The 22,628-nt window shown below is 52.8% G+C and carries 18 protein-coding genes and 2 tRNA genes; 16 read left to right on the forward strand and 4 right to left on the reverse strand.

Annotation, left to right across the window (positions count from 1 at the left end; all coding sequences use genetic code 11):
• Positions 1-48: 48 nt before the first annotated feature.
• Positions 49-1,515, reverse strand: coding sequence for a C4-dicarboxylate transporter DcuC (gene dcuC / locus IB196_RS02640; protein ID WP_005121303.1), 1,467 nt, complete (start codon positions 1,513-1,515; stop codon positions 49-51).
• Positions 1,516-1,525: 10 nt separating this feature from the next.
• A complete protein-coding gene (gene iadA / locus IB196_RS02645) occupies positions 1,526-2,659 on the reverse strand; it encodes a beta-aspartyl-peptidase (RefSeq protein WP_005121302.1) in 1,134 nt (377 codons plus the stop codon).
• 149 nt (positions 2,660-2,808) lie between these two features.
• Between iadA and IB196_RS02650 the strand changes: the two genes are divergently transcribed.
• The 4 genes from IB196_RS02650 to IB196_RS02665 all read left to right on the forward strand — a co-directional run bounded on the left by IB196_RS02650 (position 2,809) and on the right by IB196_RS02665 (position 5,652).
• Complete coding sequence (locus tag IB196_RS02650; RefSeq protein WP_005121301.1) at positions 2,809-3,702, forward strand: LysR family transcriptional regulator; 894 nt, start codon at positions 2,809-2,811, stop codon at positions 3,700-3,702.
• Between the two features lie 168 nt (positions 3,703-3,870).
• The gene (gene secG / locus IB196_RS02655; protein ID WP_003025000.1) at positions 3,871-4,203 is read left to right on the forward strand and encodes a preprotein translocase subunit SecG; all 333 of its coding nucleotides are present in this window, start codon (positions 3,871-3,873) and stop codon (positions 4,201-4,203) included.
• Positions 4,204-4,212: 9 nt separating this feature from the next.
• Positions 4,213-4,299, forward strand: a tRNA-Leu gene (locus IB196_RS02660).
• 97 nt (positions 4,300-4,396) lie between these two features.
• Positions 4,397-5,652 (forward strand): IS3 family transposase gene (locus IB196_RS02665; RefSeq protein ID WP_188231862.1). Its coding sequence is split into 2 segments (ribosomal slippage): positions 4,397-4,748 and positions 4,748-5,652, totalling 1,257 coding nucleotides; the frame shifts between segments, so codons are not numbered across the junction.
• A 162-nt stretch (positions 5,653-5,814) separates the two neighbouring features.
• On the opposite strand, the gene argG is transcribed toward IB196_RS02665, so the two are convergent.
• The gene (gene argG / locus IB196_RS02670; protein ID WP_005131837.1) at positions 5,815-7,158 is read right to left on the reverse strand and encodes an argininosuccinate synthase; all 1,344 of its coding nucleotides are present in this window, start codon (positions 7,156-7,158) and stop codon (positions 5,815-5,817) included.
• 334 nt (positions 7,159-7,492) lie between these two features.
• On the opposite strand from argG, the gene IB196_RS02675 reads away from it, so the two are divergent.
• The 12 genes from IB196_RS02675 to mtr all read left to right on the forward strand — a co-directional run bounded on the left by IB196_RS02675 (position 7,493) and on the right by mtr (position 21,379).
• Positions 7,493-7,569, forward strand: a tRNA-Met gene (locus IB196_RS02675).
• 207 nt (positions 7,570-7,776) lie between these two features.
• On the forward strand, positions 7,777-8,229 hold the full coding sequence (gene rimP, locus IB196_RS02680) for a ribosome maturation factor RimP (protein ID WP_003024996.1): 453 nt from the start codon (positions 7,777-7,779) through the stop codon (positions 8,227-8,229).
• Positions 8,230-8,257: 28 nt separating this feature from the next.
• The gene (nusA, locus tag IB196_RS02685; RefSeq protein WP_005131833.1) at positions 8,258-9,745 is read left to right on the forward strand and encodes a transcription termination factor NusA; all 1,488 of its coding nucleotides are present in this window, start codon (positions 8,258-8,260) and stop codon (positions 9,743-9,745) included.
• Positions 9,746-9,769: 24 nt separating this feature from the next.
• Positions 9,770-12,460: a translation initiation factor IF-2 gene (gene infB, locus IB196_RS02690; protein ID WP_005131831.1), complete on the forward strand. Its 2,691-nt coding sequence runs from the start codon at positions 9,770-9,772 to the stop codon at positions 12,458-12,460.
• A gap of 167 nt (positions 12,461-12,627) precedes the next feature.
• Entirely contained in the window at positions 12,628-13,032 is a 405-nt protein-coding gene (gene rbfA / locus IB196_RS02695) for a 30S ribosome-binding factor RbfA (RefSeq protein ID WP_003024988.1), read from the forward strand.
• Positions 13,032-13,976: a tRNA pseudouridine(55) synthase TruB gene (gene truB, locus IB196_RS02700; RefSeq protein WP_005131829.1), complete on the forward strand. Its 945-nt coding sequence runs from the start codon at positions 13,032-13,034 to the stop codon at positions 13,974-13,976. Before rbfA ends, truB begins: the two co-directional genes overlap by 1 nt.
• Before the next feature lie 273 nt (positions 13,977-14,249).
• On the forward strand, positions 14,250-14,519 hold the full coding sequence (gene rpsO, locus IB196_RS02705; RefSeq protein WP_000059465.1) for a 30S ribosomal protein S15: 270 nt from the start codon (positions 14,250-14,252) through the stop codon (positions 14,517-14,519).
• Between the two features lie 246 nt (positions 14,520-14,765).
• Positions 14,766-16,901: a polyribonucleotide nucleotidyltransferase gene (pnp, locus tag IB196_RS02710; RefSeq protein WP_005131812.1), complete on the forward strand. Its 2,136-nt coding sequence runs from the start codon at positions 14,766-14,768 to the stop codon at positions 16,899-16,901.
• 109 nt (positions 16,902-17,010) lie between these two features.
• Positions 17,011-17,895, forward strand: a complete 885-nt coding sequence (nlpI, locus tag IB196_RS02715; protein ID WP_040234121.1) for a lipoprotein NlpI — start codon at positions 17,011-17,013, stop codon at positions 17,893-17,895.
• Positions 17,896-18,001: 106 nt separating this feature from the next.
• Entirely contained in the window at positions 18,002-18,082 is an 81-nt protein-coding gene (gene yrbN / locus IB196_RS02720) for a protein YrbN (protein ID WP_010723222.1), read from the forward strand.
• Positions 18,075-19,997, forward strand: coding sequence for an ATP-dependent RNA helicase DeaD (gene deaD / locus IB196_RS02725; protein ID WP_005131809.1), 1,923 nt, complete (start codon positions 18,075-18,077; stop codon positions 19,995-19,997). The genes yrbN and deaD overlap by 8 nt, the downstream gene beginning before the upstream one ends.
• Before the next feature lie 137 nt (positions 19,998-20,134).
• Positions 20,135-21,379 (forward strand): tryptophan permease, encoded by a 1,245-nt coding sequence (gene mtr, locus IB196_RS02730; protein WP_005131807.1) that lies wholly within the window; start codon positions 20,135-20,137, stop codon positions 21,377-21,379.
• A gap of 87 nt (positions 21,380-21,466) precedes the next feature.
• Here mtr and IB196_RS02735 read toward each other — a convergent pair whose 3' ends face one another.
• A complete protein-coding gene (locus IB196_RS02735) occupies positions 21,467-22,474 on the reverse strand; it encodes an LLM class flavin-dependent oxidoreductase (RefSeq protein WP_005131802.1) in 1,008 nt (335 codons plus the stop codon).
• Positions 22,475-22,628: the final 154 nt, after the last annotated feature.

Genomic DNA, 22,628 nt, shown 5'->3' on the forward strand with positions numbered 1-22,628 from the left:
CCTTTCCGTACAGCGTAAGAGCCGGAGTCTGAGAGACTCCGGTTTTTTTTACTGCACTGCCAGCGGCTGTTTACGTCGGCGCTGCCAGAAGTAACCGCCGACCATCAGCAGTACAAGGACTGCCAGCCACGGCAGAACTGCCAGCAAATGCCCGGATCGGGCGAATGTCAGCGCAATCATCAGCAGCCATCCTCCCAGCATCGGAATTGCGGTGCGTTTAACGATATCCACCGGTGATACACCTGCGATCCCGGCGATGGCGATAATCACGCCGGCAATAGGCGACAACGTCCGTCCAATGCCCGCTGAGATCTGAATCGGCAGCATCATAACCGCCACGTCGCTGCCGATATGGCGGCTGATATCCGGCACCATCGGGGCGAAGGAGAAAAATGCTGCATTCCCGGAGCCCATCAACGCTGAAATCGCAAAGGTGATTAGCGTCATCAGCAAGATTATGGAAGCCGCGCTGAGGCCAAATTCACCGGAAAGCGACAGCAGCGCGTCGACGGCGCCAATGGCTTTCAGTCCGGCAGAAAAAACCTCACCGGCGATAATCAGCGTCACCACGGTGGCAAACACACTGCCCATACTGTCGAAAACTTTTTGTACACCAGCCATCACGTCGCGAGCCTTACGGTGGCGACAATACTCACATACCAGGGTAATGGCCAGGCTTATCAGTACGGCGGTATCGAGCGTAATTTTGAGTGAGCTGAACAGCAAATCACTGCACGCCAGCATCAACACCAGCGGTAACATCGGCAGGAATAGCCAGGCAACCGGCGCTTCGGCTTCTTCGGTTGAGGTTAATGTCTGCATTTGCTGCGCGGCATTGTCACCACTTTCCCGACGATCGAAAAAGCGTTGTACAACAATATGCAGCAGAGCGATGAAAAGAATAACCGGAACGACAATCGGTAACTGATCCTGAACAAAATAGTTAACTACCTCGATACCCGCCGTTTTCGCGGCGAGAACTGAGTTGCCGGAACCCGGACCAAATTCAACCGCACAGGTACTGGCGATAACGGCGGCAACGGCGGCGCGGCTGCAGCCAAGACGGGTCAGCAACGGGTAAAGCGTTGCCATCAATAGCAGACCCAGCCCGGTGGCGCTACTGATAAACAGCGACAGGAATTGACCCAGTAACAGCGCCAGTCCCAACAGCAGGTACGGTGAGTTCAGACGCTGCAAAGGACGAGATGTTACCCGAACCAGCACCTGGCTTGCGCCAATGGCCGACATATAGGTGGCGAACCCACCTATCAGCATGATTTGTAGTCCGAGACCGCCGAGGCGCACGCTCAGGGTATCGCGGATAAACTCAAAGGCGTCAAAGGGACCAAATCCGGTGCTCTTTTTCACCAGGCTGCTGAGCGTAGTCATCCCGCTAAAATGCGCGATGAGCAGCAGCACAATCCCGGTCAGGAGCAGTACCGACTGGGGGTGATATTTTTTGAGGATCAGACGTCCGGCAAAAATGATGGCGAGTAGCGCCAGTAATAATGACATTCTCGCCCCCTTACTCGAAGTTGCCGGTAACCAGACACTCACCATCACGCAGTAACGGCTTTCCGGCGGCAAACAGGTGGGCCAGTGAGAGGTCGTCATTAAGCACGCAAATATCAGCACGTTCTTCTGCGCAGAGTACGCCGCCAGAAATACCCAGCGAGCGCGCCACGTTTGCCGTCAACATCGCAATCGCCTGTGGCACCGGGATCCCCACATCAATCAGACGAGGCAACAGGTTGAGGTTGCCAGCTACCGGCGCGGCGCTTAATCCTTCTACGATGCCTTGCGCATTAAAGCGCGGCACGCTGCCATTGCCATCAGAGCTAATGGTGATGCGATCGGCCGGAACCTGTGATTCCAGTGCGTGGAGAATTGCTTGCTCCTGGGGCATAAATCGACTGCCGCCAGACGTCACGTCGATATGTCCACCGCGATGTGCAAAAGCGATAGCCTGTTCGAACAATGCTTCTGTCCTCGCGACATGCGTCGGCGAAATGTGGTGAATCGGAATACCGGCATCGCACAGTTCCATCAGCTGTGACATCCCTTCCGGCAGATTGCCCAGGTGTACGTGCAGCAACCCTTTTTTCCCTGCCAGCAGGGAAGCCACGCGGATATCACTGACAATCCTCAGCAACTCCTGGAAAGAGGGGTAAGAGCCACGGTGATCGGCGAGGGCGATTTTGACACCCAGGATCGCCGGAATGAAGGCCATATCATCGCGGATGGATCGTGTAATGGTCGGGCTGGGTACCTCGTAGGCTCCCGTATGCATAAACGCGCGTAATCCCTCAATATTGAGCGATTGCATTTTGGCGTAGAGATCTTTGGGCGAACGAGAAATGGCATCGGTGCCTAACACGCCAACCACCGTGGTAATACCCGCTTGAATCAGATCGCGCAGCTTGACGGCGGGTGTCCGACTGGCAAATCCGGCTTCGCCACCGCCACCGGTAAGATGGACATGCTGATCGATAATTCCGGGAATTACCCACTTACCGCGGCAATCGATGACCTCTTTGACGCCATCAAAGAGTGCAATATCTTTTTCCACCGCAACAATGCGGTCGGCATGAATGAGCAAGGAGCAGAGGCCTAAATCCTCCGGAGAAAAAACACGGGCATTGGTCAATAAAGTAAACATAACGATCCTGTCAAACGTCGAGGGTGAGAGTCGGCAGGTGAAACGGAAATATTGTTGTTATGATGTCCACATTAAAGCCATTACTATAACTGTGACTATTGCCGATTTGTTATCGGTGGATACGGTTATGGCATGATGGGGAATGAGACGTGGATTCGAAGTGGTTAGAAGATTTTCTGGCGTTGAGTCAGTATGGGAATTACTCCCAGGCAGCGATACAACGGCATATCACCCAACCCGCGCTAAGCCGACGTATAAAGGCGCTGGAGGAGATGTTGGGGGTCCCGCTGTTTGACCGCACCACGACGCCCGTTACGCTAACCTGTTATGGCGAACGTTTTGAACCTTATGCCAGGCAAGTCCTCAGTACGTTAACAGAGGCGCGCCACGAGCTGTCGGCGATGATGCCAGCGACGGACAATACGCTGGTAATGGTGAGTCTGCATACGCTATCGGTGAATATCTTGCCAGATATGATCAACTATCTGCGACAAAGTGAACCGCAGTTAAATTTCACGGTAAATGCCAGCATCCAGGGGATTGATAATCACTTTAATGCCCTGATAAACCGGCAAATTGATATGCTGGTGACTTACGATTTACCCTCCTCACAACCGGGGCTGGAGATTGCCGGAGGGCTGAAACGTTCTTTATGGCGATATGAGCGTTTTATCCCGGTGGTTTCTGCGCAACTCGCGGACAGACTGGATGATCCGCATACCGCGATCCCCTGGCTATGCTACAGCGACTATACCTTTGTCAGACGTATTATTGATCCGGCAGAACAACGAGTGCGCCCACGGTTGAAAAAAGTGTTTGAGACTGGGCTAAGCGAAACAATACGAGAAATGGTACTGCGCCATATGGGAATGGCGTGGTTACCTGAATCAATGGTGGCTGAGGAGTTGGTGAATCAGGAGATCATTCAGTGTTGGCCAGAAAATTCGGATCTGGTTTGTGAAATCCCTATTGTTGTTTGGGCAAACCTTGACGATCAGCGGTCAGTAATGCAGCGATGCTGGGATAAGTTGCTGCGTTTTTGATTGATGTGGCGATTTTTTCCGCACTTGATACAATGCTAACAAATTGCCCTTGCGAAGGTTATTCGCTTTGGTTAGTATTCACACCCGCTTCAGTGGGAAATAATTGAAATTCCCGCTTTATTGGTCGAAGCATTGGTACGCGGCAAATCCGCAAGGAACAGGTTGATTATGCACGAAGCTCTTTTGGTAGTTTTCCTTATTGTAGCAATTGGCCTTGTCGGCTTGATCATGCTGCAGCAAGGTAAAGGCGCTGATATGGGAGCCTCTTTTGGCGCAGGCGCTTCTGGTACACTGTTTGGTTCAAGTGGTTCTGGTAACTTCATGACCCGTATGACAGCTGTGTTAGGGACTCTGTTCTTCATTATCAGTCTGGTGCTGGGTAACATGAACAGCAATAAGACCAATAAAGGAAGTGAGTGGGAAAATCTGAGTGCACCGGCGAAAACCGAGCAAACTCAGCCAGCTGCTCCGGCTCAGCCGACCAGCGATATCCCACGCTAAGTATTCTGTACCGAGGTGGTGGAATTGGTAGACACGCTACCTTGAGGTGGTAGTGCCCTAACGGGCTTGTGGGTTCGAGTCCCATCCTCGGTACCAAATTCCAAAAAAAAGACGCTGCAAAGCGTCTTTTTTTTCGTCTGTGACCCGTCCTGAATAACGTTGACACGTTCCTGACTTAAATACGGAGAACGTGATGATGACTGAGTTCAAACGCACCCAACGCGATTATCCTCTATCCTTTAAAATAGCTGTTGTTGAGCAGGTTGAAAAAGGCGAGATGACCTACAGGCAGGCCCAGCAGCGGTATGGCATTCAGGGGCGTTCCACCGTTCTTGTCTGGCTGCGTAAATATGGCCACCTTGACTGGAGCCCCGGACTTCCTGACCTGGTGAAGAGGAAACTGCCTGTGGCTCAGACGACTGTCCCACTTACACCCGAGCAAAGAATCAGGGAACTTGAAGAACAGCTTGAGCTGGCAAACCAGAAAGCTGATTTTTTTGAGTCGGTTATCAATGTCCTGAAAAATGATTACGGGGTGAGTCTCGTAAAAAAGCGGCCCGGCAAGTCCTCGCGCAAAGTCCGGCCCCAAAAATAACCGTTACACGCGTGTGCCAGTTCCTGGGGCACAGCAGACAGGCATGGTATCAGGACAACACAAGGCGCAGAAAACGACAGGAAAATCATGCTCAGATTCTTGATTTTGTTGCCCGCGTCAGGTGTCGTCAGCCGCGAATCGGCACGCGTAAACTGCACTATCTGCTGAACACTCAGGCCGATAAACGGCTGAATATCGGACGAGACCGTCTGTTTAACCTGCTGGATGAATACCGGCTTCTGGTGCCAGTGAAACGGGCATATCACAAAACCACTAACAGCCATCATCGCTTTTACCGGCATCCTAATCTGCTGAAACCCGGTCGTGAACAGGTTACTGCCCTTGAGCCAGAGCAGGTCTGGGTCGCCGATATTACTTACCTTCCTCTGCGCAGCGGTACAGCTTATCTGAGTCTGGTCACGGATGCCTGTTCCAGAAAAATCATGGGTTACCATGTCGGGGAAAACCTGCAGACAGAAAACGTGGTAAAAGCGTTCAGACAGGCGCTGAGGCGGAGAAAAACGACAGGTCCGCTGGTACATCACTCTGACAGAGGACTGCAATACTGTTCGGTACTTTATCAGTCAGTTCATGAAAGAAACGGAATAACCTGTTCAATGACCGATGGTTATGACTGCTACCAGAATGCGCTGGCTGAGCGGGTAAACGGGATCCTGAAAAATGAATTTTTACTCTCGCGCCCTGCAGACCTGGCGCAGGCGCGGGAAATGGTAAAAGAATCCGTGGCAATCTATAACCATGAGCGGCCGCACCTGGCCCTGAAATACAAAACGCCCGATGATGTTCATCAGGCGTTTTACAGACAGAAAACTGTCAACTTATATCAGGACTAGTCACTGTTATTTGTGGCTGTCCAGTAGGCCTGATAAGCGTAGCGCCATCAGGCGCTGTAATAATGTCGGATGGCGGCGTAAACGCCTTATCCGACCTACAGACACCCTCTATTCCGCGCATAAAAAAGGCCGCTTGCGCGGCCTTAATAAGATGGTGAATATTTACTTCGCCTTATTTTCCAGATTCTCAACCTGTGGCAGGCCGGTTGCGGAAGAGGCGGTCAACAGGCCAGACTGCGCATAGCCGAACAGCTTCTCACGAGTATCGGTAATATCCAGGTTACGCATGGTCAACTGACCGATACGATCGTCCGGCGAGAATACGGAATCACCTTTCTCCATGGTCAAACGTTCTGGTTTGTACGTCAGATTGTCAGACACGGTATTGAGGATTGAATAGTCATTACCGCGACGCAGTTCCAGCGTGACTTCACCCGTAATCTGGCTGGCAACCCAGCGCTGTAGACCGTCACGCAGCATCAGCGCCTGAGAGTCGAACCAGCGGCCCTGATACAGCAGACGACCCAACTGGCGACCGTGCGCGTGATACTGCTCGATGGTGTCTTCGTTGTGAATACCGGTCAGCAGACGCTCGTAAGCGATATGCAGCAACGCCATCCCCGGGGCTTCGTAAATGCCGCGGCTCTTCGCTTCAATAATACGGTTTTCAATCTGATCGCTCATACCCAGACCATGACGACCGCCGATACGGTTGGCTTCCAGCATCATCTCAACGTCGTCACTGAAGGTCTTACCGTTCAGGGCAACCGGATGGCCTTGTTCAAAGCGTACGGTCACTTCTTCAGCCGGGATCTTCACACTCTCATCCCAGAACTTCACGCCCATAATCGGGTTGACGATTTTGACGCTGGAGTTCAGGAATTCCAGATCTTTTGCTTCATGAGTCGCGCCGAGCATATTGGAGTCGGTGGAATACGCTTTTTCGACAGACATTTTGTAGTCGAAGCCGCAGGCGATCATAAATTCGGACATCTCATGGCGACCACCGAGTTCGTCGATAAAATCGGTATCCAGCCAGGGTTTATAAATCTGCAGTTCAGCGTTGGTTAACAGACCATAACGATAGAAACGTTCAATATCGTTGCCTTTATAGGTACTACCGTCACCCCAAATGTTCACGCCATCTTCTTTCATGGCGGCAACCAACATGGTGCCGGTGACTGCGCGGCCCAGTGGGGTGGTATTGAAATAGGTCAGTCCGCCGGTGGTGTTATGGAACGCACCACACTGAATGGCAGCGATCCCTTCGGCAACCAGCTGCTTGCGGCAATCAACCAGGCGAGCATTCTCAGCACCATATTCCATTGCACGGCGAGGGATGGCGTCATAGTCATCCTCATCCGGCTGGCCCAAATTCGCAGTATATGCATATGGGACAGCCCCTTTTTGTCGCATCCACAGCAGTGCTGCACTGGTGTCCAGGCCGCCGGAAAAAGCGATACCAATACGTTGACCTACCGGGAGATGCTTGAGAATCGTCGTCATAAAATAAAACCCTGCTTGATAGACTGGTGAAGAGGTCGGCTTATTATACTAATTGCATTTTTATGCAAAATAAATGAGTTTTCATTTAATCATCTTTTCTGGATGACAGGAAGAGTTTAGTGATAATTTCGTTAAATAACGGCGTAGATGGCATATTTATCTTGCTGATCATCCGCGGGCCAGCATTCATTGATTTGCATAGTCGTAACAAGGTTGACATAACGCATAGGGAATCAATATACTGTGCGCAGATTTTACGTCCCGTCCTCGGTACCAAATCCCAGCAGTATTTGCATTTTTTACCCAAAACGCGTAAAATTTGCCACGTTTCAGGCGCGGGGTGGAGCAGCCTGGTAGCTCGTCGGGCTCATAACCCGAAGGTCGTCGGTTCAAATCCGGCCCCCGCAACCACTTTCCCTTAGAGTTCTTTTTCAAATATACTGTGAAGACTTAGGCCTTCGTAGCTGGATTTGAAAAAAATTCTTTCGGAAGGTTCTCCGAACCGCAGGTGCGGTTATAGGGTTCAGTTATCTAAAGCCCCGATTTATCGGGGTTTTTTGTTATCTGACTACAGAATAACTGGGCTTTAGGCCCTTTTTTTATGTCTTGGGGGTGGGCTTGTCCACATTAGAGCAAAAATTAACAGAGATGATTACAGCACCAGTTGAAGCTCTGGGCTACGAACTGGTCGGCATCGAATTTATTCGCGGTCGCACATCCACACTGCGCATCTATATTGATAGTGAAGATGGCATCAATGTTGATGATTGTGCTGATGTGAGCCATCAGGTAAGCGCGGTGATGGATGTCGAAGACCCAATCACTGTTGCCTACAACCTGGAAGTCTCCTCTCCGGGTCTCGACCGTCCTCTGTTCACGGCTGAACACTACGTGCGTTTCCTGGGTGAAGAAGTCACGCTGGTTCTTCGTATGGCGGTACAAAACCGTCGTAAATGGCAGGGCGTTATCAAAGCGGTGGACGGTGAGATGATCACGGTCACAGTCGAAGGTAAAGATGAAGTGTTCGCGCTGAGTAATATCCAGAAGGCGAACCTGGTTCCCCACTTTTAACAGTCTGGATTGAGGTGAAAAGCCCGCGATGAACAAAGAAATTTTGGCTGTTGTTGAAGCCGTATCCAACGAGAAAGCGCTGCCACGCGAGAAAATTTTTGAAGCGCTGGAAAGTGCGCTGGCGACAGCAACAAAGAAAAAATATGAACAAGAGATCGATGTCCGCGTGGAGATCGATCGTAAAAGCGGTGATTTCGATACCTTCCGTCGTTGGGTTATCGTAGAAGAAGTCACTCAGCCAACTAAAGAAATTACGCTGGAAGCGGCGCGCTTTGAAGACGAAAGTCTGAACGTGGGCGAATATGTTGAAGATCAGATCGAATCTGTCACCTTTGACCGTATCACTACTCAGACCGCGAAACAGGTTATCGTACAGAAAGTACGTGAAGCTGAACGTGCGATGGTTGTCGATCAATTCCGTGAACACGAAGGCGAAATCGTCACTGGCGTGGTGAAGAAAGTCAACCGTGACAACATTTCTCTGGATCTGGGCAGTAATGCTGAAGCCGTGATCATGCGTGAAGATATGCTGCCGCGTGAAAACTTCCGTCCTGGTGACCGTATTCGTGGTGTTTTGTACTCTGTGCGCCCGGAAGCGCGTGGTGCGCAGCTGTTTGTGACGCGTTCCAAGCCGGAAATGCTGATTGAACTGTTCCGCATTGAAGTGCCAGAAATTGGCGAAGAAGTGATCGAAATTAAAGCGGCAGCTCGCGATCCGGGTTCTCGTGCGAAAATCGCCGTTAAGACCAACGACAAGCGTATTGATCCGGTCGGCGCGTGTGTTGGGATGCGCGGTGCGCGCGTTCAGGCGGTTTCTACCGAACTGGGCGGCGAGCGTATTGATATTGTCCTGTGGGATGATAACCCGGCGCAGTTCGTGATTAACGCAATGGCGCCAGCAGACGTCGCTTCTATCGTGGTGGATGAAGACAAACACACCATGGATATCGCGGTTGAAGCCGGTAACCTGGCGCAGGCGATTGGACGTAATGGTCAGAACGTCCGCCTGGCTTCACAACTGAGCGGTTGGGAACTCAACGTGATGACCGTTGATGACCTGCAAGCGAAGCATCAGGCTGAAGCACATGCAGCCATTGATACCTTCACCAAATATCTCGATATCGATGAAGATTTCGCGACAGTTCTGGTGGAAGAAGGTTTTGCGACGCTGGAAGAACTGGCCTATGTGCCAATGAAAGAACTGCTGGAAATTGACGGCCTGGATGAACAGACCGTTGAAGCGCTGCGCGAGCGTGCTAAAAACGCACTGACCACTCTGGCACTGGCCCAGGAAGAAAGTCTCGGTGATAACAAACCGGCTGACGATCTGCTGAATCTGGAAGGATTGGATCGTGAGATGGCCTTCAAACTGGCGGCCCGTGGTGTTTGTACGCTGGAAGATCTCGCTGAACAGGGCATTGATGATCTGGCTGATATCGAAGGGTTGACCGACGAAAAAGCCGGTGAGCTGATTATGGCTGCCCGTAATATTTGCTGGTTCGGCGACGAAGCGTAATAAACTGTAGCAGGAAGGAACAGTATGACAGATGTAACCGTAAAAACGCTGGCTGCAGAGATACAGACCTCCGTGGATCGCCTGGTACAGCAATTTGCTGATGCCGGTATCCCGAAGTCTGCTGACGACTCTGTGTCCGCACAAGAGAAACAAACCTTACTGGCGCACCTGAACCGTGAAAACGGCTCAGCGCCGGATAAGTTGACATTGCAGCGTAAAACGCGCAGTACTCTCAATATTCCAGGTACCGGTGGAAAAAGCAAATCGGTACAAATCGAAGTCCGCAAGACACGCACCTTTGTGAAACGCGATCCGCAAGAGGCTGAACGCCTGGCCGCGGAAGAGCAGGCGCAGCGTGAAGCGGAAGAGCAAGCCCGTCGTGAGGCAGAAGAAGCTGCCAAACGCGAGGCGCAACAAAAAGCCGAACGTGAGGCCGCAGAACAAGCTAAGCGTGAAGCCGCTGATAAAGCGAAACGTGAAGCTGCGGAAAAAGACAAAGTGAGCAATCAACAGACCGACGATATGACTAAAACCGCCCAGGCCGAAAAAGCCCGCCGTGAAAATGAAGCCGCAGAACTGAAGCGTAAAGCGGAAGAAGAAGCACGTCGCAAGCTTGAAGAAGAAGCGCGCCGCGTAGCGGAAGAAGCTCGCCGTATGGCGGAAGAAAACGAGAAAAATGGTGTGAATAACGCTGAACCTGTTGAAGATACCAGCGATTATCACGTCACCACTTCCCAGCACGCTCGCCAGGCTGAAGACGAGAACGATCGTGAAGTCGAAGGCGGCCGTGGTCGTACTCGCAGCACGAAAGCAGCGCGTCCGGCGAAGAAAGGCAACAAACACGCTGAATCTAAAGCTGACCGTGAAGAAGCACGTGCAGCGGTTCGCGGCGGTAAAGGCGGTAAGCAGCGTAAAGGTTCCGCTCTGCAGCAGGGCTTCCAGAAGCCAGCTCAGGCCGTTAACCGTGACGTTGTGATCGGCGAAACCATCACCGTTGGCGATCTGGCGAACAAGATGGCAGTTAAAGGCTCTCAGGTCATCAAAGCGATGATGAAACTGGGCGCAATGGCGACCATCAACCAGGTCATCGACCAGGAAACCGCACAGCTGGTTGCCGAAGAGATGGGCCACAAAGTTATCCTGCGTCGTGAAAACGAGCTGGAAGAAGCAGTAATGAGCGACCGTGACACTGGCGCTGCGGCTGAACCGCGTGCACCGGTAGTCACCATCATGGGTCACGTTGACCACGGTAAAACGTCTCTGCTGGACTACATTCGTTCTACGAAAGTGGCCTCTGGCGAAGCAGGCGGCATTACTCAGCACATCGGTGCGTACCACGTTGAAACTGACAACGGTATGATCACCTTCCTGGATACCCCGGGTCACGCCGCGTTTACCTCCATGCGTGCTCGTGGCGCTCAGGCAACGGATATCGTTGTTCTGGTTGTTGCTGCAGATGACGGCGTGATGCCGCAGACTATCGAAGCAATCCAGCACGCGAAAGCGGCAGGCGTGCCGGTCGTAGTTGCAGTCAACAAAATCGATAAGCCGGAAGCGGATCCGGATCGCGTTAAAAACGAACTGTCCCAGTACGGCATCATGCCGGAAGAGTGGGGCGGCGAGAGCCAGTTCGTTCACGTTTCTGCGAAAGCGGGTACCGGTATCGACGAGCTGCTGGACGCTATCCTGCTGCAGGCCGAAGTACTGGAGCTGAAAGCTGTACGTAAAGGTATGGCTAGCGGCGCGGTTATCGAATCCTTCCTGGATAAAGGTCGTGGTCCGGTTGCTACCGTCCTGGTGCGTGAAGGTACGCTGCACAAAGGCGACATCGTACTGTGTGGCTTCGAATACGGTCGTGTTCGTGCGATGCGTAACGAACTGGGTCAGGAAGTACTGGAAGCAGGTCCGTCCATTCCGGTGGAAATCCTCGGTCTGTCCGGTGTTCCGGCTGCAGGTGACGAAGTTACCGTTGTTCGTGACGAGAAGAAAGCCCGTGAAGTTGCACTATACCGTCAGGGCAAATTCCGTGAAGTTAAACTGGCTCGTCAGCAGAAATCTAAACTCGAGAACATGTTCGCTAACATGACCGAAGGCGAAGTTCACGAAGTGAACGTCGTCCTGAAGGCTGACGTTCAGGGTTCTGTAGAAGCGATTTCCGACTCTTTACTGAAACTGTCTACCGACGAAGTCAAAGTGAAGATCATCGGTTCTGGCGTAGGTGGTATCACCGAAACCGACGCGACCCTGGCTGCGGCATCCAACGCGATTCTGGTTGGCTTCAACGTACGTGCTGATGCCTCTGCACGTAAAGTTATCGAATCAGAAAGCCTGGATCTGCGTTACTACTCCGTCATCTATCATCTGATCGACGAAGTGAAAGCAGCGATGAGCGGCATGCTGTCTCCGGAACTGAAACAGCAGATCATTGGTCTGGCTGAAGTTCGTGATGTGTTCAAATCACCGAAATTCGGCGCTATCGCAGGCTGTATGGTTACCGAAGGCACGATTAAACGTCACAACCCAATCCGCGTACTGCGCGACAACGTGGTTATCTATGAAGGCGAGCTGGAATCCCTGCGCCGCTTCAAAGATGACGTCAACGAAGTCCGTAACGGTATGGAATGTGGTATCGGCGTGAAGAACTACAACGACGTTCGCGTTGGCGATATGATCGAAGTGTTCGAGATCATCGAGATCAAACGTACCATCGCTTAATCTTCGTAATGCCCGGTGGCACTTCGTTTACCGGGCCTACGTTAGGATTGTTAGCCGGGTTGTAGGCCTGATAAGCGTAGCGCCATCAGGCTTTAAAGCGCCACCCGGCAAGAAATTTAAAAAGGGGCTTATTGCCCCTTTTTTGTCTTTATTCTGGAGAATTTATTATGGCGAAAGAATTTGGTCGCCCGCAGCGCGTCGCGCAGGAGATGCAGAAAGAAATCGCACTCATCCTGCAACGCGAAATCAAAGACCCACGCGTGGGCATGATGACTACCGTGTCTGGCGTTGAGATGTCCCGTGATCTGGCGTATGCCAAAGTGTTCGTGACTTTCCTTAACGACCAGGACGAAGCTGCCGTGAAAAACGGCATTAAGGCACTGCAGGAAGCCTCTGGTTTTATCCGCTCTCTGCTGGGTAAAGCCATGCGTCTGCGTATCGTGCCTGAGTTGACCTTCTTTTACGACAACTCGTTGGTAGAAGGGATGCGCATGTCCAACCTGGTGACCAGCGTGGTGAAACATGACGATGAGCGTCGTGTGAACCCAGCGGACGACAGCAAGGAGGACTGATGAGTCGTCCTCGTCGTCGTGGTCGCGATATTCACGGTGTCCTGCTGCTGGATAAGCCGCAGGGCATGTCCAGCAATGACGTACTGCAAAAAGTAAAGCGCATCTACAATGCCAACCGCGCGGGACATACCGGCGCGCTGGATCCGCTGGCGACAGGCATGCTGCCTATCTGCCTTGGTGAAGCGACGAAGTTTTCACAGTATTTGCTGGATTCTGATAAACGCTATCGTGTGGTTGCCCGTCTGGGACAACGTACGGATACCTCTGATGCCGATGGGCAAATCGTGCAGGAACGTCCGGTAACCTTCACCGCTGAGCAGCTTGCAAGCGCGCTGGAGACTTTCCGCGGCGATATCGAGCAGATCCCGTCGATGTATTCAGCGCTGAAGTATCAGGGTAAGAAGCTGTACGAATATGCGCGTCAGGGCATTGAAGTGCCGCGTGAAGCGCGTCCGATTACCGTCTATGAGCTGCTGTTTATTCGCCACGAAGGTAACGAGCTGGAGCTGGAAGTTCACTGTTCTAAAGGCACCTATATTCGCACCATCGTTGACGATCTGGGTGAGAAGCTGGGCTGCGGCGCACACGTAACGTATCTGCGTCGTCTGACGGTCAGCAAGTATCCGGTGGATCGAATGGTGACGCTGGAACATCTGCGTGAACTGGTTGAACAGGCCGAACAGCAAAATATTCCGGCGGCGCAGTTGCTTGATCCTTTGCTGATGTCAATGGACAGTCCGGCATCGGACTATCCGGTGGTTAATTTACCTTTAACATCGTCGGTTTACTTTAAAAATGGTAATCCGGTACGGACGTCAGGTGCGCCGCTGGAAGGACTGGTGCGCGTGACGGAAGGTGATGAAGGCAAGTTTATCGGCATGGGGGAAATGGACGATGAAGGTCGTGTTGCTCCCCGCCGCCTGGTGGTTGAGTATCCTGCATAGCGCTCTCTGTCTTGCGATAAAAGGGCGCTGCGAGTAGAATACTGCCGCTTAACGTCGCGTGAATTGTTTAACAATCTGCGTGGCGTATACACAAAATCATTCGAGCTGCATCAAGGCGGCAAGTCTGAGAATCCTCAGGGGCTTACTTAGGTAAGTGACTGAGGTGAGCGGACGCAGCCAACGCAGAGTCAGTTTGAAGGATAAAGTGTATACACTGGGATAGCTGAATTAGAGATCGGCATCCTTTCATTCTTAACACTTTGGAGTTTTACAATGTCTCTAAGTACTGAAGCTACCGCAAAAATCGTTTCTGAGTTTGGTCGTGATGCAAACGACACCGGTTCTACCGATGTTCAGGTTGCTCTGTTGACTGCACAGATTAACCACCTGCAGGGCCACTTTGCAGAGCACAAAAAAGATCACCACAGCCGTCGTGGTCTGCTGCGCATGGTTTCTCAGCGTCGTAAACTGCTCGACTACCTGAAACGTAAAGATGTTGCACGTTACACCGCGCTGATCGAGCGTCTGGGTCTGCGTCGCTAATTCTTTCGAGTTTCAGAAAGAGGGGGCCTTCATGGCCCCTTTTTTCCAGCAGATGGCAGCAATTCGCTGGAAACTAATGTATTGTTGCTATGAATGATCTTCCGTTGCAGAGGTTCGCGCGGCTAATGAGAGGCTTTACTCATGCTTATGGGTTAGGGTTGTCATTAGTCGCGAGGATGCGCAGAAGATCGGGTATTAACGATGGCGCAAAAATGTGCCGTCAAAAAATAGAGAAAGGATATTATTTTGCTTAATCCGATCGTTCGTAAATTCCAGTACGGTCAGCATACCGTTACGCTGGAAACCGGCATGATGGCGCGTCAGGCGACTGCCGCTGTTATGGTTAGCATGGATGACACTGCGGTATTCGTTACCGTTGTTGGCCAGAAAAAAGCGAAACCAGGCCAGGATTTCTTCCCGCTGACCGTTAACTATCAGGAGCGTACCTACGCTGCTGGCCGTATCCCGGGTAGCTTCTTCCGTCGTGAAGGCCGTCCGAGCGAAGGCGAAACCCTGATTGCGCGTCTGATTGACCGCCCGGTTCGTCCGCTGTTCCCGGAAGGCTTCGTTAACGAAGTTCAGGTTATCGCCACCGTTGTTTCCGTTAACCCGCAGGTTAACCCGGACATCGTGGCCATGATTGGTGCATCTGCTGCGCTGACGCTGTCTGGCATCCCATTCAACGGCCCGATCGGTGCTGCACGTGTTGGTTACATCAATGACCAGTACGTACTGAACCCGACTCAGGACGAACTGAAAGAAAGCAAACTGGACCTGGTGGTTGCCGGTACAGAAGCAGCCGTACTGATGGTTGAATCTGAAGCTGAACTGCTGAGCGAAGACCAGATGCTGGGCGCTGTAGTATTCGGTCACGAACAGCAGCAGGTTGTTATTCAGGCGATCAACGAGCTGGCGAAAGAAGCTGGCAAACCGCGTTGGGACTGGCAGCCAGAAGCCGTCAACGAAGCGCTGAACGCGCGCGTTGCCGCACTGGCAGAAGCTCGCCTGAGCGATGCTTACCGCATCACCGACAAACAAGAGCGTTACGCTCAGGTTGACGTGATCAAATCTGAAACCATCGCGACTCTGGTGGCTGAAGACGAAACCCTGGACGCTAACGAACTGGGTGAAATCCTGCACGCTATCGAGAAAAACGTTGTTCGCAGCCGCGTACTGGCAGGCGAGCCGCGCATCGATGGCCGTGAAAAAGACATGATCCGTGGTCTGGACGTGCGTACTGGCGTTCTGCCGCGTACCCACGGTTCCGCACTGTTCACCCGTGGCGAAACTCAGGCGCTGGTTACCGCGACCCTGGGCACCACCCGTGATGCGCAGAACCTCGACGAACTGATGGGCGAACGTACTGACAACTTCCTGTTCCACTACAACTTCCCTCCGTACTGCGTAGGTGAAACCGGTATGGTCGGTTCTCCGAAGCGTCGTGAGATTGGTCACGGTCGTCTGGCGAAACGTGGCGTACTGGCAGTGATGCCGGAACTGGATAAATTCCCGTACACCGTGCGCGTGGTTTCTGAAATCACCGAATCTAACGGTTCTTCTTCCATGGCTTCCGTATGTGGCGCTTCCCTGGCGCTGATGGACGCAGGCGTGCCGATCAAAGCCGCCGTTGCGGGTATCGCGATGGGTCTGGTGAAAGAAGGCGACAACTATGTTGTGCTGTCTGACATCCTGGGCGACGAAGACCACCTGGGCGATATGGACTTCAAAGTGGCGGGTTCCCGCGACGGTATCTCTGCACTGCAGATGGATATCAAAATTGAAGGTATCACCAAAGAGATCATGCAGGTTGCTCTGAACCAGGCTAAAGGTGCGCGTCTGCACATCCTGGGTGTGATGGAACAAGCGATCAACGCACCGCGTGGCGATATCTCTGAATTTGCTCCGCGTATCCACACCATCAAGATCAGCCCGGACAAGATCAAAGACGTTATCGGTAAAGGCGGTTCTGTTATCCGTGCTCTGACCGAAGAAACCGGCACCACCATTGAAATCGAAGATGATGGTACCGTGAAGATTGCTGCGACCGACGGCGAAAAAGCGAAATATGCTATCCGTCGTATCGAAGAGATCACCGCAGAGATCGAAGTAGGCCGTATCTACAATGGTAAAGTGACCCGTATCGTTGACTTTGGCGCATTCGTTGCCATCGGTGGCGGTAAAGAAGGTCTGGTGCACATCTCTCAGATCGCTGATAAGCGCGTTGAGAAAGTGACCGATTACCTGCAGATGGGTCAGGAAGTACCGGTCAAAGTTCTGGAAGTTGATCGCCAGGGCCGTGTACGTCTGAGCATTAAAGAAGCAACTGAGCAGTCTCAACCTGCAGGCGAACCGGAAGCTCCGGTAAGCCAACAGGGCGAGTAAGGTTGCCATTGCCCTCCGTGAAAGCGGAGGGCGTTTAACCCGGCAGGACGCCTTGTTAGCAACCGGGGAACCTGGACGTTCATTCAATCGTTGTCTTCGGGAGTGGGAAATGAAGCCTTTTTTGCGCTGGTGTTTCGTTGCGACAGCACTCACGCTGGCTGGATGCAGTAATTCCACCTGGCGTAAAAGTGAAGTCCTCGCAGTACCATTGCAACCGACTTTGCAGCAGGAAGTGATTCTGGCACGTATGGAACAAATTCTTGCCAGTCGGGCTTTAACCGATGACGAACGCGCACAGCTTTTATATGAGCGCGGAGTGTTGTATGATAGTCTCGGTCTGAGGGCACTGGCGCGAAATGATTTTTCACAAGCGCTGGCAATCCGACCAGATATGCCTGAAGTATTCAATTACTTAGGTATATATTTAACGCAGGCAGGCAATTTTGATGCTGCCTATGAAGCGTTTGATTCTGTACTTGAGCTTGATCCAACTTACAACTACGCGCACTTAAATCGCGGTATCGCATTGTATTACGGCGGTCGCGACAAGTTAGCGCAAGATGATCTGCTAGCGTTTTATCAAGACGATCCCAATGATCCTTTCCGTAGTCTGTGGCTTTATCTCGCCGAGCAGAAGCTCGATGAGAAGCAGGCTAAAGAAGCGTTAAAGCAACGCTTTGAGAAATCGGATAAAGAGCAATGGGGATGGAACATTGTCGAGTTCTACCTGGGCAACATTAGCGAAGCAACGCTGATGGAACGCCTGAAGGCGGACGCAACGGATAACACCTCGCTCGCTGAGCATCTCAGTGAAACCAACTTCTATTTAGGTAAGTACTACCTAAGTCTGGGGGATTTGGACAACGCTACGGCATTGTTCAAACTGGCGGTGGCTAACAACGTTCATAACTTTGTTGAGCACCGATACGCATTGTTGGAATTATCGCTCCTGGGCCAGGACCAAGATGACCTGGCAGAATCGGACCAGCAATAGCTGACGTACACATCAGCCCGTAATCTTTTTTGATTGCCATCACCTTCACGGGTGAGGGCGTTGTTGTTCGTTAATACACCTACTTTGAGCCGGTTCACACTTTTCAATGAAAATTGCAGATCAATTTCATGATGAGTTATGTAGACTGGCCGCCATTAATTTTGAGGCACACGTACTACATGGCTGAATTCGAAACCACTTTTGCAGATCTGGGCCTGAAGGCTCCTATCCTTGAAGCCCTTAACGATCTGGGTTACGAAAAACCATCTCCAATCCAGGCAGAGTGCATTCCGCATCTGCTGGGCGGTCGCGATGTTCTGGGTATGGCCCAGACAGGTAGCGGCAAAACTGCAGCGTTCTCTTTACCGCTGCTCAACAATCTTGATCCTGAGCTGAAGGCACCTCAGATTCTGGTGCTGGCACCGACCCGCGAACTGGCGGTTCAGGTTGCAGAAGCCATGACGGATTTCTCTAAACACATGCGCGGCGTGAACGTGGTTGCCCTGTACGGCGGCCAGCGTTATGACGTGCAATTACGTGCCCTGCGTCAGGGACCACAGATCGTCGTCGGTACGCCGGGCCGTCTGCTGGATCACCTGAAGCGCGGGACTCTGGATCTCTCTAAACTGAGCGGTCTGGTACTGGACGAAGCAGACGAAATGCTGCGTATGGGCTTCATCGAAGACGTTGAAACCATCATGGCGCAGATCCCGGAAGGTCATCAGACCGCTCTGTTCTCCGCGACTATGCCGGAAGCGATTCGTCGTATTACCCGCCGCTTTATGAAAGAGCCGCAGGAAGTACGCATTCAGTCCAGCGTTACCACGCGTCCTGACATCAGCCAGAGCTACTGGACTGTCTGGGGCATGCGTAAAAATGAAGCGCTGGTGCGTTTCCTGGAAGCAGAAGATTTTGATGCGGCGATTATCTTCGTTCGTACCAAAAATGCGACCCTGGAAGTGGCAGAAGCGCTGGAGCGTAGCGGTTATAGCAGCGCTGCACTAAACGGCGACATGAACCAGTCCCTGCGTGAGCAGACTCTGGAGCGTCTGAAAGATGGCCGTCTGGACATTCTGATTGCAACCGACGTTGCGGCCCGTGGCCTGGACGTTGAGCGTATCAGCCTGGTTGTTAACTACGACATCCCGATGGATTCCGAGTCTTACGTTCACCGTATCGGCCGTACTGGTCGTGCGGGTCGCGCTGGCCGCGCGCTGCTGTTCGTTGAGAACCGCGAGCGTCGTCTGCTGCGTAACATCGAACGCACCATGAAACTGACGATTCCGGAAGTAGAACTGCCGAACGCAGACCTGCTGGGCAAACGCCGTCTGGAAAAATTCGCCGCGAAAGTACAGCAGCAGCTGGAAAGCAGCGATCTGGATCAGTATCGTGCTCTGCTGGCGAAAATGCAGCCGGAAGAAGAGCTGGATATCGAAACTCTGGCAGCCGCACTGCTGAAAATGGCTCAGGGCGAACGTCCGCTGATTCTGCCGCCAGATGCGCCGATGCGTCCGAAACGCGAATTCCGCGACCGTGACGATCGTGGTCCGCGTGACCGCAACGATCGTGGCCCGCGTAATGACCGTGGTGGTGAAGACCGTCCGCGTCGTGAACGTCGTGACGTTGGCGATATGCAGCTGTACCGCATTGAAGTGGGCCGTGATGACGGTGTTGAAGTTCGTCATATCGTTGGCGCGATTGCTAACGAAGGCGATATCAGCAGCCGTTACATCGGTAACATCAAGCTGTTTGCTTCCCACTCCACCATCGAGCTGCCGAAAGGTATGCCGGGCGACGTGCTGCAGCACTTTACCCGTACTCGCATCCTCAACAAGCCGATGAACATGCAGCTGGTTGGCGATGCAGTTCCGCACACCGGTGGTGAGCGTCGTGGCGGTGGCCGTTTCAGCGGCGAGCGTCGTGAAGGCGGTCGTGGCGAAGGTCGTAATTTCAGCGGTGAGCGTCGTGAAGGCGGTCGTGGCGATGGTCGTCGTTTCAGCGGCGAACGTCGTGAAGGCAACCGTGGTCCGCGTCGTGACGATTCTTCTGCTCCGCGCCGTGATGACTCCGCTGGTCGCCGTCGTTTCGGCGGTGACGCATAAGTTTCACTGCGTAAAGTAATATATACAGCCCCGATCTCAACAATCGGGGCTTTTTTTATTTCATTCGTACTCGTGTACTGGTACAGTGCAGCACATTGAGATGTAGTCACAATATAAATGACTGGAGAGATGGCTAAATGGCAACACTAACCACCACCCAAACGTCACCTTCGCTGCTCGGCGGTGTGGTGATTATCGGCGGCACCATTATTGGCGCGGGGATGTTTTCTCTGCCAGTGGTCATGTCCGGGGCGTGGTTCTTCTGGTCAATGGCGGCGCTGATCTTCACCTGGTTCTGTATGCTGCATTCCGGGCTGATGATCCTCGAAGCTAACCTCAATTACCGCATTGGTTCCAGCTTTGACACCATCACGAAAGATCTGCTGGGCAAAGGTTGGAACGTGGTGAACGGTATCTCGATCGCCTTCGTTCTCTATATTCTGACCTACGCGTATATTTCAGCGAGCGGGTCGATCCTGCATCACACCTTCTCCGAGATGTCGCTGAATGTTCCGGCGCGCGCGGCGGGTCTTGGCTTTGCGTTGCTGGTGGCATTTGTGGTGTGGTTAAGCACCAAAGCGGTTAGCCGCATGACGGCGATTGTGCTGGGCGCGAAGGTGATTACCTTTTTCCTGACCTTCGGCAGTCTGCTGGGACATGTTACGCCCACGACGCTGTTTAACGTGGCGCAGAGCAACGCTTCGTATACGCCGTATCTGCTGATGACGCTGCCGTTTTGCCTGGCCTCATTCGGCTATCACGGTAATGTCCCAAGCCTGATGAAGTACTACGGCAAAGATCCGAAGACCATTGTTAAGTGTCTGGTGTATGGCACGCTGCTGGCGCTGGTGCTGTATACCGTATGGTTGCTGGGAACGATGGGCAACATTCCACGTCCGGAGTTTATCGGTATTGCGCAGCAGGGCGGCAACATTGATGTGTTGGTACAGGCGCTGAGCGGCGTACTGAACAGCCGCAGCCTGGATCTACTGTTAGTGGTGTTCTCCAACTTTGCGGTGGCGAGTTCATTCCTTGGCGTCACGCTCGGTCTGTTTGACTACCTGGCGGATCTGTTTGGCTTTGATGACTCGGCGATGGGGCGTTTTAAAACGGCATTGCTGACGTTTGTCCCGCCAATTGTGGGTGGCTTGCTGTGGCCGAACGGTTTCCTGTACGCCATTGGTTATGCAGGACTCGCGGCAACCATCTGGGCCGCCATTGTTCCGGCGCTGCTGGCGCGTAAATCCCGCGAGCGTTTCGGTAGCCCGAAATTCCGCGTCTGGGGTGGCAAGCCGATGATTGCGCTGATCCTGGTATTTGGTATCGGCAACGCGATTATCCATATTCTGTCGAGCTTTAATCTGTTACCGGTTTATCAGTAAAACCGTTGCCCGGTGGCGCTGCGCTTACCAGGCCTACAGTACCGTGTAGGCCGGATAAGGCGTAGCCGCCATCCGGCATAAATCGCACTACCCTAATAATTCCTGCTTCACATCCATCGCCAAATCAAACGAATGTAGTCGTGCCTGATGATCGAAAATCTGGCCGTTAACCATAATTTCATCAGCCTGGGTTTCGCGCAAAATAGCGTCGAGGCCGTGACGGACTTTCGTCTTATCGCCGACGAGCGACATGCTCAGCGCCTGTTGTACGCCGTATTGCTCAGAAGCGGACCACAGCTGATGCATATTCTCTACCGGCGGTGGTAGCTGGCCGGTTTCGCCACGACGCAGTTTCACAAACGCCTGCTGCATCGAGGTGAAAAGAAATTCGGCATCGCGATTGCTGTCGGCGGCAATGATGTTGATGCACACCATCGCGTACGGTTTTGCCAGCCGCGCTGAGGGTTTGAACTGGGTGCGATACAGGTGCAGCGCCTGATGCAGCATATCCGGAGCAAAGTGTGAGGCGAAGGCAAACGGCAGGCCAAGCTGGGCTGCCAGCTGTGCGCTGTACAGGCTGGAGCCTAATAACCAGACCGGGATCTGTTCGCCGTAGCCGGGAACCGGGCGCACATGAGGGTTAGGATCGCGTGCGTCGAACCAGTCCACCAGTTCAGCGACGTCGCGCGGGAAGTTATCGATATCACCGCTCATGTGGCGGCGCAGCGCACGCATCGTTGGCTGATCGCTCCCCGGCGCGCGGCCAAGCCCAAGATCGATGCGTCCCGGATACAGCGTATTCAGGGTACCGAACTGCTCGGCGATTACCAGCGGCGAATGGTTGGGCAGCATAACGCCACCGGAACCGAGATGCAGCGTGGTGGTATTGGCAGCCAGATAGCCAATCAGCACTGAAGTTGCGGCGCTGGCGATACCGACCATGTTGTGATGTTCTGCCAGCCAGTAGCGGTGGTAGCCGCGCTTTTCGGCCAGTCGGGCGAGATCAAGCGAGTGCGTGAAGGCCTCTTTTGCCGAAGAACCTTCAGGGATCGGCGCCAGATCCAGCACCGAGAACGGAATAGTTTTGTCAGTCATAACGGCTCACTTTGTTACCGGTTAATCTTTTAATACTGCATTAAAATTTGATTACCGTTGTTAACAAAGTGAGCTTTATGAGACTGACGGCAAAAACAATGCCCGATGGCGCTGCGCTTATCGGGCCTACGGGATCGCTATTTGTAGGCCGGAT

It is taken from the genome of Citrobacter sp. C6_1 (genome assembly GCF_014596835.2).
GTDB classification, from domain to species: domain Bacteria; phylum Pseudomonadota; class Gammaproteobacteria; order Enterobacterales; family Enterobacteriaceae; genus Citrobacter; species Citrobacter pasteurii.